At 71.7% G+C, this 12,860-nt stretch carries 13 protein-coding genes; 9 read left to right on the top strand and 4 right to left on the bottom strand.

Annotated elements, in window-relative coordinates; translation table 11 throughout:
* Positions 1–498 precede the first annotated feature (498 nt).
* The 3 genes from ACPC54_RS41590 to ACPC54_RS41580 all read left to right on the top strand — a co-directional run bounded on the left by ACPC54_RS41590 (position 499) and on the right by ACPC54_RS41580 (position 3,683).
* A complete protein-coding gene (locus tag ACPC54_RS41590; protein WP_498972904.1) occupies positions 499–633 on the top strand; it encodes a hypothetical protein in 135 nt (44 codons plus the stop codon).
* A 96-nt stretch (positions 634–729) separates the two neighbouring features.
* Positions 730–2,277: a Na+/H+ antiporter gene (locus tag ACPC54_RS41585; RefSeq protein WP_498972902.1), complete on the top strand. Its 1,548-nt coding sequence runs from the start codon at positions 730–732 to the stop codon at positions 2,275–2,277.
* Between the two features lie 614 nt (positions 2,278–2,891).
* Positions 2,892–3,683 carry a DUF6585 family protein gene (locus ACPC54_RS41580; protein ID WP_498972900.1) on the top strand — a complete coding sequence of 264 codons (792 nt, stop codon included), beginning with the start codon at positions 2,892–2,894 and terminating at the stop codon, positions 3,681–3,683.
* 528 nt (positions 3,684–4,211) lie between these two features.
* Here ACPC54_RS41580 and ACPC54_RS41575 read toward each other — a convergent pair.
* From ACPC54_RS41575 to ACPC54_RS41565, 3 genes are all read right to left on the bottom strand, one after another.
* Positions 4,212–4,493 (bottom strand): hypothetical protein, encoded by a 282-nt coding sequence (locus ACPC54_RS41575; RefSeq protein WP_498972898.1) that lies wholly within the window; start codon positions 4,491–4,493, stop codon positions 4,212–4,214.
* Positions 4,494–4,635: 142 nt separating this feature from the next.
* Positions 4,636–5,205 (bottom strand): peptide deformylase, encoded by a 570-nt coding sequence (locus ACPC54_RS41570; protein ID WP_498972896.1) that lies wholly within the window; start codon positions 5,203–5,205, stop codon positions 4,636–4,638.
* Positions 5,202–6,173, bottom strand: a complete 972-nt coding sequence (locus tag ACPC54_RS41565) for a helix-turn-helix domain-containing protein (RefSeq protein WP_498972894.1) — start codon at positions 6,171–6,173, stop codon at positions 5,202–5,204. The genes ACPC54_RS41570 and ACPC54_RS41565 overlap by 4 nt, the downstream gene beginning before the upstream one ends.
* Positions 6,174–6,316: 143 nt before the next feature.
* Here ACPC54_RS41565 and ACPC54_RS41560 point away from each other — a divergent pair, with 143 nt between their 5' ends.
* From ACPC54_RS41560 to ACPC54_RS41545, 4 genes are read left to right on the top strand one after another with little or no spacing between them, the layout of a single operon-like run.
* Positions 6,317–7,471 carry a glycosyltransferase gene (locus ACPC54_RS41560; protein WP_498972892.1) on the top strand — a complete coding sequence of 385 codons (1,155 nt, stop codon included), beginning with the start codon at positions 6,317–6,319 and terminating at the stop codon, positions 7,469–7,471.
* Complete coding sequence (locus ACPC54_RS41555; RefSeq protein WP_498972890.1) at positions 7,468–8,172, top strand: hypothetical protein; 705 nt, start codon at positions 7,468–7,470, stop codon at positions 8,170–8,172. The genes ACPC54_RS41560 and ACPC54_RS41555 overlap by 4 nt, the downstream gene beginning before the upstream one ends.
* Entirely contained in the window at positions 8,169–9,404 is a 1,236-nt protein-coding gene (locus ACPC54_RS41550; RefSeq protein ID WP_498972888.1) for a glycosyltransferase, read from the top strand. The genes ACPC54_RS41555 and ACPC54_RS41550 overlap by 4 nt, the downstream gene beginning before the upstream one ends.
* Positions 9,401–10,291, top strand: coding sequence for a glycosyltransferase family protein (locus tag ACPC54_RS41545; RefSeq protein ID WP_498972887.1), 891 nt, complete (start codon positions 9,401–9,403; stop codon positions 10,289–10,291). The genes ACPC54_RS41550 and ACPC54_RS41545 overlap by 4 nt, the downstream gene beginning before the upstream one ends.
* On the opposite strand, the gene ACPC54_RS41540 is transcribed toward ACPC54_RS41545, so the two are convergent.
* Positions 10,249–10,749, bottom strand: coding sequence for a P-loop nucleotide/nucleoside kinase family protein (locus ACPC54_RS41540; protein WP_498972885.1), 501 nt, complete (start codon positions 10,747–10,749; stop codon positions 10,249–10,251). The two genes, ACPC54_RS41545 and ACPC54_RS41540, sit on opposite strands and share 43 nt — an antisense overlap.
* Positions 10,750–10,853: 104 nt before the next feature.
* Between ACPC54_RS41540 and ACPC54_RS41535 the strand changes: the two genes are divergently transcribed.
* Together ACPC54_RS41535 and ACPC54_RS41530 are read left to right on the top strand one after the other, a co-directional pair.
* Positions 10,854–11,771 carry an FkbM family methyltransferase gene (locus tag ACPC54_RS41535; protein WP_498972883.1) on the top strand — a complete coding sequence of 306 codons (918 nt, stop codon included), beginning with the start codon at positions 10,854–10,856 and terminating at the stop codon, positions 11,769–11,771.
* Positions 11,772–11,859: 88 nt separating this feature from the next.
* Positions 11,860–12,336, top strand: coding sequence for an NUDIX domain-containing protein (locus tag ACPC54_RS41530; RefSeq protein WP_498972881.1), 477 nt, complete (start codon positions 11,860–11,862; stop codon positions 12,334–12,336).
* Positions 12,337–12,860 lie beyond the last annotated feature (524 nt).

Here is a 12,860-nt window from a genome sequence, read left to right as displayed (position 1 = left end):
AACCGCCCCAGCAGCGCCTCGCGCTGCTGAGACGAGGTGACCACCGGTGGGGCGACTCATCGGACACATGGTTAACCTCAAGCCCGGGACTTTAGCCCCGGGTCGTTGACTCCCTGCTCCCGGTGCTTCCGCAACTCCTGCGGCTTCCGGCGCTCCCGGTGGGGAGCTCCGGTGATTCGATCATCCGCCGGCGGGGGTCGTCGCGCGAGGGTCGATCGGCCCTGTGCCACCGCCCGAAGGGCCTCGCGTGCGGCTGGCGCGGACGTCACCGGGCGGTGCGGGCCTGCAACTCGATGTGGCCGTCGCGGAGGTGGTTGCGGTGGCCGTCCGCGAACTCCAGCCGGAGGCTGTCGCGCGGTACCGGCCGCCCCCTTCCGGTCCGCTCACCAGGGCCGGGTGGAGGGCCGAACGGCCCTGCCGCCGCACCGCGGGTGGCGGTCTGCTGGGTGGTGGAGGCCTGGCACACCCGGCCGGGCCCTCAGTGCCGGAGGCACGGCCGTGCTGACCGACGACTCCCGCACCACCACCCAGCAGCTGCTGCACACCGCCGCCGGGCGCACCATCGCGGTGTCCCGCTACCCGTCGGCCGTCAGGTTCCTGACTGACACCACCGCTAATACCCCGATAAGATGACCACCATTGGTGTGCCGGGAAGTCTGGTCGGCTCGGGGGACGACTGCGGCGACAGGGCGGCGGCGCCCCCGCTCTTCGTGATGGGGTCTGCCGCTGATGCACGCCGTGGGGATCGTCCTGCTCCTGGTGGTCCTGGCCGCCACTGTGGCCACCTTCGCCGGGCGTTTGCGCGTGCCCGCCCCGTCCCTGCTGGTCCTGGCCGGGCTCGGGATCGCGATGATCCCGGGCGTGCCCGCCTTGCACATTCCGCCGCAGGCCATCGCGCTGGTCGTCCTGCCGCCCCTGCTGTACGCGTCCGCCGAGGAACTGTCCCTGCGCGACCTGCGCACGGTGTGGCGCCCGGTGACGGTCCTGTCCTTCGGGCTGGTTTTCGCCTCCGCGGCCGCCGTGGGCTACGTGGCGGTCGCGCTCACCGGTCTGCCGCCCGCGATGGCATTCGTCCTCGGCGCTGTCCTGTCCAGTACCGACCCGGTCGCCGTCACCGCGCTCGGCCGGCGCCTCGCGCTGCCCGGGCGCGTCCAGGTCCTCGTGCAGGCCGAGAGCCTGTTCAACGACGCCACCTCGCTCGTGCTCTTCAAGGTCGCCATCGGCATCGCCGTCGCGATCGGCGGCACGGTGAACCTGCCCGAGGCGGGCGGTCAGCTCCTGCTGCTGGGCGGCGGCGGAAGCCTGATCGGCGCCGCCGTCGCCGGAGCGGTGTGGCTGGTGCGCCGTCGCACCACCGACCCGGTCCTGGAGACCGTGATCGCCCTGGTCACCCCGTACGCCGCCTACGTGCTGGCCGAGTCGGCGCACGCTTCGGGCGTCACCGCCGTCGTGGTCGCCGGTGTCCTGCTCGGCCGCTCCGGCCACCGGCTCACCGACGCCCACTCCCGCCTGCAGCTGCACGCCGTCTACGCGGTCGTGGTGTTCCTGCTGGAGAGCGTCGTGTTCAGCATCGTCGGCCTGGAACTTCCCACGCTGGTCCGAGCTCTGCCGGCCGGCACCGGATGGTGGCCGCTGCAGGCGCTCGCCCTGGCCGCCGTCCTGATCGCCGTCCGCGTGCTGTGGACGCTGCCGCTGACCCGCGCCGTCAAGCCCACCCGCGGCCGGCTCTCCTGGCGGGTCGCCGGCGTCGTCACCTGGGCCGGCACCCGCGGCGTCATGCCGCTGGCCGCCGCCCTGTCCATCCCGCTCACCGCCGACAACGGCAGCACGCTCGCCGGACGTCCCCTCGTCCTGGTGCTGACCACCTCGGTCGTCGTCTTCACCCTCGTCGTCCAGGGCCTGACCCTCGCCGCCGTGGTCACCCGCTCCGGCCTCGCCCTCGAACCCGAGCACACCGCCCGCGAGGAGAACGACGCCCGCGACGCCCTCAACCGCGCCGCCCTCGACCACGTCGACCACCTGGCCGCCCTGGAGGTCATGCCCGACACCGCGGTCGACCGGGTCCGCCGCGGCCTCACCGCCCGCCTCGACCACACCCCCGAGACCCCGGACGGCACCACCGCCGACACCGCCTACCGCCAGCTGCGCCACGAGGTCATCGCCGTCCAGAGCGCCGAACTGCACCGCCTCTACGACGAGCACCGCATCAGCGACACCACCCGCCGCCGCCTCCAGCACGACCTCGACCGCGAGGAAGCCGCCCTCGGCACCAGCTGACCGCGAGCAGGGAGACCGCGCCCCGCAGCCGCCTCACGAACCCCTTCGGCCGCGGCACCGGCGAGGCGATCGCCGAAGGCTCCGGTGACGACATCGACGTCTACGTCGTCACCCACTCCGAAGCCGCCCATGGCCGGTTCCGGCCCCGCCACCGGTCTCGCGAAATGCGTTGACCACGACCATTCCGGCCGGGGCGAGCCGCCGGCGGGAAACGTTCCGGACAAGCGTTGGTCTCGTGCGCGTGACGCCGCCGTCAAGGCCGCGTCAAAGCTCCGAATCACTCGTAGGCCGACGTCGGCGTCGCGATGAATACCGGGACCATGGCGGCCAAGGAGGCCGGCACCATGGTCGACCTCTACTCCAACCCGACCAAGCAGCGGGCGCCCGGGCTTCCGGACCGAGGTCACCGCCCCGGCCCGCGCCCACCTCCGCGCCAAGAAGGCGTCAGTGCCGCGCCCGACGCCGCCAAGCCCGCGTCAACGACCGCCGCCGACCACCTGCCCCATGGCCGACTTGGACCGGGTCCGCATCGAAGCGCCGCGCCCTCCCCAACGGCGCGCACCGCCTGGCCCAGCCCGAAACGAGTACTCGCCCGATCACCACCGGAGGCTCAGATGGACCACACCACCGGGCCCGGCGACGACCCGCTGTCGGGGCAAGCCGCCGCGGCCGCCGCGCAGCACCATCTGGGCGGCCGTCGCGCGACCTACGTTCCGGCGCCGCTCCCGCCGGTCTTCCAGCGGTCGGAGATCGTCGTCGTGTCCGTCATCCTCGCCGTCCTGGTGTCCGCCGGCGTCGCGCTGGCCCCCATGTCCCCGCCCCTGGCCGCCTTCTGCACGGTGCCGCTCCCGGTCCTCCTGATCTACCGGTTCCTGCGCGAGCGTCGCGTCAGGAGAGCCAGGGCGGACGCCGGCCTCCACCTCTACGAGCACGGCCTGATCGTCGTCGGGCGGGGCGAGCTGCATGTGCTGCGCTGGGACGCGATGACGGTGTACCAGAACATCGGCCGGTACCACACCTTCGGCCGGAGCAACCGCGTCAAGCACGCCTACACGCTGCGCGACCGTGGAGGCCGATGGCTCACCATCCGCGAAGGGTTCCCGCACCCCGAGGAATGGGGTCGACGCATCCAACAGGCCGTGGCCGACGCGCAATTGATGGGCACGATTGCCGCCCTCCGGTCCGGAGAGACCCTCACGTTCGGCCATTTCCGCGTGAACCTGACCGGCGTGGAAGCGGGGCGCACGCGGGTCCCCTGGTCGCAGGTGGAGGGCGTCGGCGTGAGCAGGCAGGGACTCGTCCGCATCGAGGCCGCCGGGAAGCGCGCGGGGCTGTCCGGCGACCCGGTCCGGATGTTCCCGAACCTGCAGCTCTTCACCTCCCTGGTCGAACAGCTCCGCCGATAGCCCGCAAACGCCCCCGGCCCTCCTCCCGTTCGGCAGTTCCCGACGCACAATCAGGTCAAGAAGATCCGGTTGACCAGGCGACGCCTGAAATCCCGGGCTCGTGACCTCGGGCTCTCGGGCCGGTGCAAGCATCGAATGATCTTTGCCGGCCCCGGGTGCCTGACGTGCGGCTGCGGGGCGCACTACCGGTTCGAGTACACGCTGGCCAATTCTCCCGAACCCCGTCCGCCGGGGTTCACACTCGTTCTGACCTGCGCCGGAGCGAACCACTGGGCGGCGGCTGAACCCGGCTGGCCAGCACAGTCTGCAGGGCCTGGTGGAAGGTTGCCGTCATGGAGGTCATAGCGGCGATTGTCACGGCGGCTTTCCCGATGCCGTGCGTTTTGGGGCGGTGCTTGGCGAGTGTTCCCCCGTACGGCAGACATGCCCATGCCTGCTACAGGAGCCCATGAACGCAACGGGTTGCGCGCAGTCGAGCCGCTTATCCCGAGACCAGGACCTTCTCAACTCCGACGATGCGCCGCAGCCTCAGTCGGTCTGCTCCTCGCCGTCCAGGTGCGCCATCGCGTAGTCGTACTCCTCCGGGTGCCGTGCCAGCCGCGCCATTACCCAGGCGGTACGCGCATCTATCCCAGCCCCGAAATCGGCGGCCAGGTGGCGGGCGCGCCATGTCGTCCGAGGCGCGAGGATCCAGCGCCCGAGCGGGAACCGCACACGGGCGACGCCAGCGGCGATCTCTCCTGCTGGCCCGAGGCGCTCCTCCCGGGGCTGGCCGGGCTCGCCCGGTGCGTGAGTTGTTGGGTCGGCCACTCGACGAGTGTTGCGATGCCCCGGCCTCTTCGGTGTCGATCAGGGTGATGATCACCGGAAAGAGCGGCAGAGCGGTTGCTCGTTGACACCGAGCGGAACGTCCTGGGCCCGCACGTGCGCTCAGCGCGCGCTGTGCCGGCGCTCACGGCTCGTAGGACCACGCTCGGCCGGTCTGCCGATACTGCTCGACAGGGATGGGCTCGACGCCGGCAGCCATGCGTGCGGTGTAGAGCAGGCCGTCGAGGTGGTCGATCTCGTGGTGGATGAGGCGGGCGAGGCCGCGTTCGTAGGTGGTGGTGGCCACCTGGCCGTCCAGGGTGGTGGTCTCCACGGTGATCCGCAGCGGCCGGGGGACCGAGCCGCGCACGTCGAAGAACGACAGGCAGCCCTCGAACTGCTCGTCCGTCTCGTCGGAATGGTCGGTGATCCGCGGGTTCAGCAGGACGATCGCCGGAGCGTCCGGAGAAGCGGGCTGGACGATGGCGGCGGCCCGGCCGATGCCGGTCTGTGGTGCCGCGATGCCCATGCCCTTGGCGAAGGGGTGGACCTGGCCGATGCGTTCCATGGCGGTGAACAGCTTCTCGATGACCTGCTCGGCGGCCTCGCGCTCGGTGGGCAGGTCGAACGGGCGGGCGCGCTCGGTGAGGATGGCCGCGCCCTCCTGGACGACGCCGAGGTCACGCATCTGCTCGCTGGGCCGCACCTGGATCACCTGAACTCCCCTTGGGTCGTGTCGCGTTCGGGTCGGGCCCGGAACCGCCATTCGAGACGGTACCGGGCGTGGAGGGCCGGCGTGGAGGTGCTCCAGGAGAAGACGCGAATGCCGCCCTCGTCGCGCCGGATCGGGGCGGTCCGAAGCGGTGCCGCCTCGGCGGTCATGGACGTCTCCATGCCCCACACGGCGGGGTCGAGGGCGGCGGGGAAGGCGAGTTCGACTTCGAGGTGTTCGGTGGGCAGGCGGACCGCGCGCTGGAACCAGCGGCCCCATTTCTCCTCGCCGACCGAGTAGGCGTACTCGATCCAGACCTCCTCGCTCGGGTAGAGCGGGAAGCGGCCTTGCTCGTTCTCGAAGAGCAGCCACACCTCCTTGAACGCGTCGCGGTCGTGCTTGGTCTGCCAGTTCATCGCCTCCCCGCGGCATGTCGCGGTCAGCGCGAGTTCGTCCCAGGTGAGCGGGTGTTCGCGGTAGTGGGCGTTGGAGCGCTCGGGCTCACCGGGGTAGCGGTCGACGCTGATGCGGATCAGGTAGCGGGTGATCGGCTCGCTGCCGGTGTTCCGCAACAGCCGGCGCATCGTCAGCCGGTACTGGGAGCCGTCGAAGTCCAGTCGCGCGCCGTCGTGCGTCACGATGATCGCTGAGCCTGTCGCGTACGGCTGCTCGGGGCGGCGCGGGGCTGGTGGAGCCGCGGCCGGGGCCGCTCGGTTCTTGGCGGCCTCGTAGTCGAGCCAGCGCTTCCAGACGGCCTTGCCCGCGTTGAGGGTCTCCTCCGAGCGACGCGCGAAGTCCTCGGTCGGCTTGTGCCGGCCGGATTCCACGTGGCTCACGTACGACGGGTCGAAGCCCATCTTGAGGGCGAGTCCCCGCTTGGACAGGCCGCGCACCTCGCGCCAGTACGAGACCTCCGCTGCGAACGCCTCGGCGGCTTGCTCAACGGTCGGGCTGTCGTCGCGCTCGTCCATCAAGGCCCCCGCCCTGGCTGCTGGATGAGATGAATGAACCGTGAGTGATCTCGATTCATCATTCTGTCACGGTCCTGGTCGCCGGTTTCCTTCTTTCACCAGCCCGGGTCGATACCCGGGCCGAGAGAGGGAGGGCCCAAGCGATGCGCCTGCTGTACCTGCTCAACGTCTCCAACTCCAGCCAGCTGACTGCCGACTCCGGCTACACCTTCGCCGACATGCTCACCCCGGCCCTGGCCGATGCCGGGGTCGAGGTCACCGTGGCCGCTCCCGTCCCGGCCGGCGACGACCGCGTGCAGTTCGTGCGGACCGCCTCGCCGTCGACCAAGTACCGGGCCCGCTTCAACCCGGGCGTGGGCGCCCTGGCGCGGCTGTTCCGCCGCCAGCAGCCCGAAGTGGTCGTGGCCAACCAGATCGAGGCCGCCCCCGCGATCCGCGCCGCGCTCCTGGAAGCCGGAGTGGACGCGCGGATCGTCGGCTACTGCCACTACCTGCCGTTCTCCTTCACCGACACCGGCCAGCTGGAGCTGGACCCCGCGATGGACGACGGCGGGCTGGGCCGCAGCGTGCTGCTGGCCTTCTCCGCCGGCCTCGCGGCCTGCGACCGTGTCCTGGTCCACTCCGGCACCGCCGCTTCGTGGACCGCCGCCGTCGCGGCCCGAACCGGCGTCGAGCTCACCGAGAAGTTGCACGTGGTCCCAGCCCCCAGGGACGTGCGCCTGGTCCGCGACCTTGCCGAGATCACCCCGCCGGAGGGCCGGGCGGTCGGCATCTACAACCACCGCCTGTACGCCCACTACGGCACCGCCCGCTTCACCCAGCTCGCCCGTCACCTCGTCGCCGAGGCCCCGGTGCGGCTGACCGTGATGGACCTGTTCGGCACCCGCAGCGCCGAGCGGATCCGCCTGGATCCCAGCCCCGAGCGGAACTTGGAGGAGCTGGCGGCCGTGGACGGCGTCGCCATCGCCTCCGACCGCGGCGACCGCGTCCGCTACCGCAACCTACTGGCCGGCGCCCACTTCGGCATCGCGCCGTTCCGGCCCGGCTGCCCCTGGTCCATGTCGGTCATCGACTGCCAGGCGATGGGCCTGCCGGTGATCGGCCCGCGCACCGGCTGGCTGGCCGAACACCTCGACCCGGAGCTGGTGTTCGACACTGACGATCAGGCCGTCCGGATCGCCGAACGCCTCGCCACCGACCCCGAGTTCTACCTGGTGCACGCCAAGCGCGCGCACGCCTCCACCACGGACCTGACGCCCGCTGCGGTGGCCGCCCGCTACCTGGAGGCGATCAAGTGAACGGCTTCGACGCGGTCCTGCTCTCCTACGACGAGCCGCTGGCCGACTCCCTGCACACCCGCCTGGCCCGTGTGCTGGGCGGAACCGTCAAGCGTCTGCACGGGGTGCGCGGGATGCGCCGCGCCTACCGGCTCACGGCCGAACTCGTCGACACCGACCAGTTCTTCCTCGCCGATGGCGACTTCGCCATCGACCCCGCCTTCCCCGCCAGCGCGGTGGAGCCGCTGGCAGCGGGCGTGTCGATGCGGGTCTGGCGGGCCGTCAACCCGGTCAACGGCCTCACCTACGGCTACGGCGGCCTCAAGCTGATCCGCACCAGCGCACTGCGGGAGATGGGCCAGGCCGTCGACGTGCTGGCAGCGCTGCCCGGCCGGGTCGAGTTCAGCCCGCACACAGCCGGGACCACCCTTTTCAACCAGACCCCGTTCCACGCCTGGAAGGCGGGCTTCCGGGAGTGCGCGATGCTCGCGCGCGGCAGCGAGTACGGCATGACGGACGCCTCCGCCCAGGAACGCATCGACGCCTGGACGGCCAGCAAGGACGGCGACTTCGCCGAGTACGCGGCAGCCGGGGCCCGCGGCGGCCTCGAGTTCGCCCGCACTGCGGCCCGCGACCCCGAGCGCTTTGAGGCGCTCAACGACCCGCCCTGGCTGCACCGGCACTTCATCACGCTGCACGGCGAGCAGGCGGTCGCAGGATGAGCACCCGCTGCGGGCCTCTGGTCCTGATCGAGCCGCAGGCGCACCTCGGCGGCGGGCACCACCAGCGCACGCTGACGGCGCTCGCCGCCGCCCGCCCGGGTTCCGTGGTCATCACCCCGCAGGGGATCGCAGACGGGCCCGGTCCGCTGCTGCGGGTCGGCTCCTGCATCGCCGCCGGACCGGTGGGTCTGGCGGCGAAGGCCCTGCTGGCCGCAGCGCGTGCGGCGGAACGCGTTTCGACCGCTGGCCAGCGGGCCTTCCGCTCACGGCGCTGGCCGTTGCCGCTCCGTCGGCTGCCGCACCAGGTCACCCTGGTCGCGCGCTGCCTGATCGAAGCCGGATGCCTGCGTACTGCCCGCCGCCTCGCCCCTCGGCCGGCGGCCGTGGTGATCCTCAGCGCGAGCGAAGCCCTGCACGGCATGGCCGCCCTGCTCGGCGGTACCCCGCACCTGCGGTTCATTCACGAGCTGGTCACCACCGAAGACTCGCCGGTCCGGCTGCTGGGTCGGCTCGCCCGGCGGAGCGAGAAGCACGTGGTCGCTCTCTATCCGACCACTGCGGTCCGCGACCGGCTCTCCCCGGCCTTCCCCCACCTCCAAGGGCGGGTGCGGGCGTTCGCGGTCGACGACGGTCGGCCTCTCACCGCCGCCGAGCGCGAGGGTGCCCGCGCCGCCTTCACCATCCCCGACTCCGCGACGGCGATCTGCCTGGTCGGCGGCTGGTGGCCCTACAAGGACATCGCCACCGTCGCCGCCGCCCTGGCCCGGCTCACCAAGCCGCTGCACGTCCTTGTCTGCGGCACCCCGCTGAACGACGCGGTACTCGAACGCTGGCACCGCCTGCCCCGTGTCCGGGTTCACACCGTGCCCGGCCCGGTCGGCGAGGACGTCCTCCGGTTGGTCTATGCCGCCGCCGATGCCGCCGTGGTGGCCCGGTGTCCCGGCATCGGAAAGGAGTCCGGCCTGGTCATGGACGCCGCCCGGCTCGATGTCCCGCTGATCGTCTCCGACCACGACCCGGACCTGACCGAGCGGCTGGTCGGGCAGCGCTGGGCCCAGGTGTTCCCGGCCGGCGACCCAGGTGCCTTGGCCGCCGCGCTCGACGCTCTGGCGGACGGGCCGCCGGAGCGGCCGGGGCCGAAGGCACCCACGGCGCTGGACATGCTGTCGGCAGCCGAGCAGGCCGCCTACCTCATCGACACCTACACCGACCTGATCAAGGAGTACCGATGACGCCCGCCGCCCCCGCGCTGGTCGCCGTGATCGGCCCGGTCGAACCGGCCCTGCTGACCGCCTGGACCGCCCACTACCGCCGGCTCGGCATCGAGCGCTTCCACCTCGTCTTCCACTTCGCCGAGCACGTCCCCGACGCCTGGCGCCGCCAACTGCTGGAGACCGCCCGGGAACTCGACCTGCCCACCAGCCAGGTCAGCGCCGGGCCGTGGCACGAGTACACCAACACCGAACTGCGCGACCAGCTACGCGAGCAGGCCGGCCCCGGTTGGCACCTGCTCGCCGACTCCGACGAGTTCCACATCTACCCGGCCACGCTCAGCGACGTAGCGGCGGAGGCCTCGGAGAACGGTCGGGCGGTAGTGGGCGGGCTGATGCTCGACCGCGTCAGCGCGGACGGCCGACTCGCCCTCTGGCGGCCCGAGAGCGGGCTTGACCGCGCCTTCCCGCTCGGCGGTCACCTCACCCACCGCCTCCTGCAGGGCGACCCTCGCAAGATCGTCCTCGCGCTCTCCGATGTCAGGGTCGCCTCCGGCAACCACCGCGCCCCCGGCCGCAGGCCCGACTCGCACACGCTCGCGTGCGTCCACCACTTCAAGTGGCGCGCCGGCGTCCTGGACGACCTACGGCGCCGGGTCGACCGCTTCAGCTCCGGCGCCTGGACCGAGCACACCCCGGCTGTCCGGACCGAGGCCACCCGCCTGCTGCGGCACATCGACCGCCACCACGGCCGCATCGACGTCTCCGACCCCCGCCTGGCCTTCCGCCACGTCACCCTCGACCGCCTGCCCGACGACTGGGCCACCGAAGCCGCCCAGATCCACGCCGCCTGGCGCCCACCCCGTCAGAGCCAGCCCGGCTCCACGATCTCCTCGCCCTCATCCTGAGGCGCCTCGAACCGCGCGAAGAAGTCGTCCAGAGCCTCAGGGGTCACGATCAACGCGTTCGCGTCCCCTCGCTGGTTGCGCTCGGCCAGCCTGCGCAGCAGCTCGTCCCGATCGACGGGGAAGTACAGCAGCCGCCACCGACCGCCGGCCGACTCCACCAGCTCCTTCATCGCGTCGCGGTCCTTCCGCTGCCACAGTCCGTGGTCCCACACCACGTCCCGGCCCCCGGAGACCAGCTCGACCAGCCGGGAGTGCAACTCGGCGACGACCGGGGCCTCCTTCTCGAAGTAGGTGCTCTCCGGATAGTCGATCCCATACCGGCCGTGCCACTCGTGGACGACCTCGTCCACCGACAGCCGCACCGCACCCTGCGGCTCCAGCTCCCGCTGGGCATAGGTCGTCTTCCCCGAACCGGTGAGCCCCACCAACAGGAACACCACCGGACCACTCTCGGCCACCGACAACTCCCCTCACCACCACCAGCGTTCACTGGCAAGTCTGCCACCACGGCCGGCCCCGAGAACTGCGTTCCGCACCCGCCGCCACCCGAAGGAGTACACGCGTGCCCGCCTCCGCCCTCGCCCGCCTGTTGCGGGCCTACGTCCGCCACGCGCCCGGAACAGTCGGCAAGGCCCAGCTCATCGACCGCTTCCTCGACGATCACCTGCGAACCCGTCCCCTCCACACCACCGCCCGGCTGCTCTCAGGTGACCTGGTCACCGTCACCACCAGCGACGTCATCCAGCGCTACCAGTACCTCTTCGGCGAGTGGGAGCCGAACCTGAGCGCTTTCCTGCGCGACCGCCTGCGGCCCGGGGACACCTTCGTCGACGTCGGAGCCCACCGTGGTGCGTTCAGCCTCCTGGCCTCCCACGCAGTCGGACCGACCGGCCGAGTCGTCGCCATCGAGCCCACCCCGCAGTTTCACGACGACCTCACCAGCGCGGCCACCGCCAACCACCGGGTCAACATCCGCACCGTCCGCGCCGCAGCCTCCGACCTCACCGGCACGCTGACCCTCTACCTGGAGGACCCGGCCAACCTCGGCCACACCACCGCCATCCGGCCCCGCCACGTCCACACCACCTTCCACGTGCCGGCCGCACCGCTCACCGAACTCCTCGGCCAGGCCGAACTCGACACCGCCCGAGTCATCAAGATCGACGTCGAGGGCGCCGAGGCGGCGGCGGTCAGGGGACTGCTGCCCGCGCTGCCGCACCTGCGCGAGGATGTCGAGCTGGTCGTGGAAGTCACCCCCAAGCTCCTGGCCAAGCAGGGCGAGAGCGCCACCGGCATCATCGACGCCCTGCGCGAGCACGGCTTCCACCCGTACACGCTCACCAACGACTACGACCCGGCCACCTACCCGAAGGCCATGCGCCGACCGCAGCCGCCCGTTCGCTGCACGAAGACACCGGAGCAGATGACCGACCTGGTCTTCTCCCGCACCAACGCCGACCGCCTCACGCTCGGGCGCTGAGCACCCGCGCCGTCCGAGCTGCGGAGCCAGTCTCAGCCCGCCGCCTGGACCACCGACATCCCGGCACTTCAACAAAGGAGCGGGTACCGTGACCACCACCAGCGTGATGAACAGCCGCAACGCGGTCTGCGTGATCGTCCACGACAAGGACACCGACGCGATCGCCGCCGTGCTCTACGCCGCCCGAAACTGGTCCCCGCAGCCGGCCTGGACCGTCCCGGGCGGCAAAGCCGAGCCTGGTGAAGCCCTCGACGAAGCCGCCGCCCGCGAACTCAAGGAGGAGACCGGTCTGCTCGTCGATCCGGCAGATCTCGTGCTCGTCCACGTGATCCACGTCGAACAGGGCTGGGACCAGGCCGGGCAGTTCGTCCTCCTCGTCTTCGCCACCGACACCTGGACCGGCGAGCTGACCAACACCGAGCCGGACAAGCACCTGGCCGCCCGGTGGGTCGCCGCGGATTGCTTCCCCCGGCCGGCGTTCCCGACCGCCACGCAGGCGCTGGCCGCGTACCGGGCGGGAGGGCCCTCCTTCTCTCGTTATGGATGGTCGGTCACCGCAGTGTGAGAGGCGGGCGCGAGCGCGGCTGCCGCCCGTGGCGAGCATCCCTTGGCCCGCCACTCGACCGGGCCCGGCCACAGGAGTGGAGCTGGGTCCGTGTGCGCCGCAGTGGCGGCGTACACGGACCCAGTGTGGTTCGATTCGAGGAGGGAGGCCGATTACACGATGCCGAGGCCGCGGGCGATGACGGCGAAGGGTCCGAACATCCCGCCGAGAACACCGCTTCCGCGCGCTTTTCCCGGACGGCTGCGCGGCGGGCTGTACGAGCAGGCCACGGGCGCGCAAGCCTGCGGAGCCCCGGCCACCGGCCAAGGCCGGGGGCGCAGCGGGACCGGTATTCCTCGTTCGGAAGTGGGCGTCCCCACCCCGCGCGGGCTTGGCCCACCTCCTGTTTTCGGGGCCTGCCGCCACGGGCGGGAGCGTGTCAGATAGTTTGTGTAAGTCCGTGATCTGGGAGGCTGGCCGGGGCCCGGCTGAGGGCTCTGGCCGGCCGGAACGGACAGGACATGGGCGAGAAGGAAGGACCGGTC

The organism is Kitasatospora sp. NPDC094028 (assembly GCF_049543595.1).
Classification (GTDB): Bacteria; Actinomycetota; Actinomycetes; order Streptomycetales; family Streptomycetaceae; genus Kitasatospora.
This window is presented reverse-complemented; position numbering and strand designations above follow the sequence as displayed.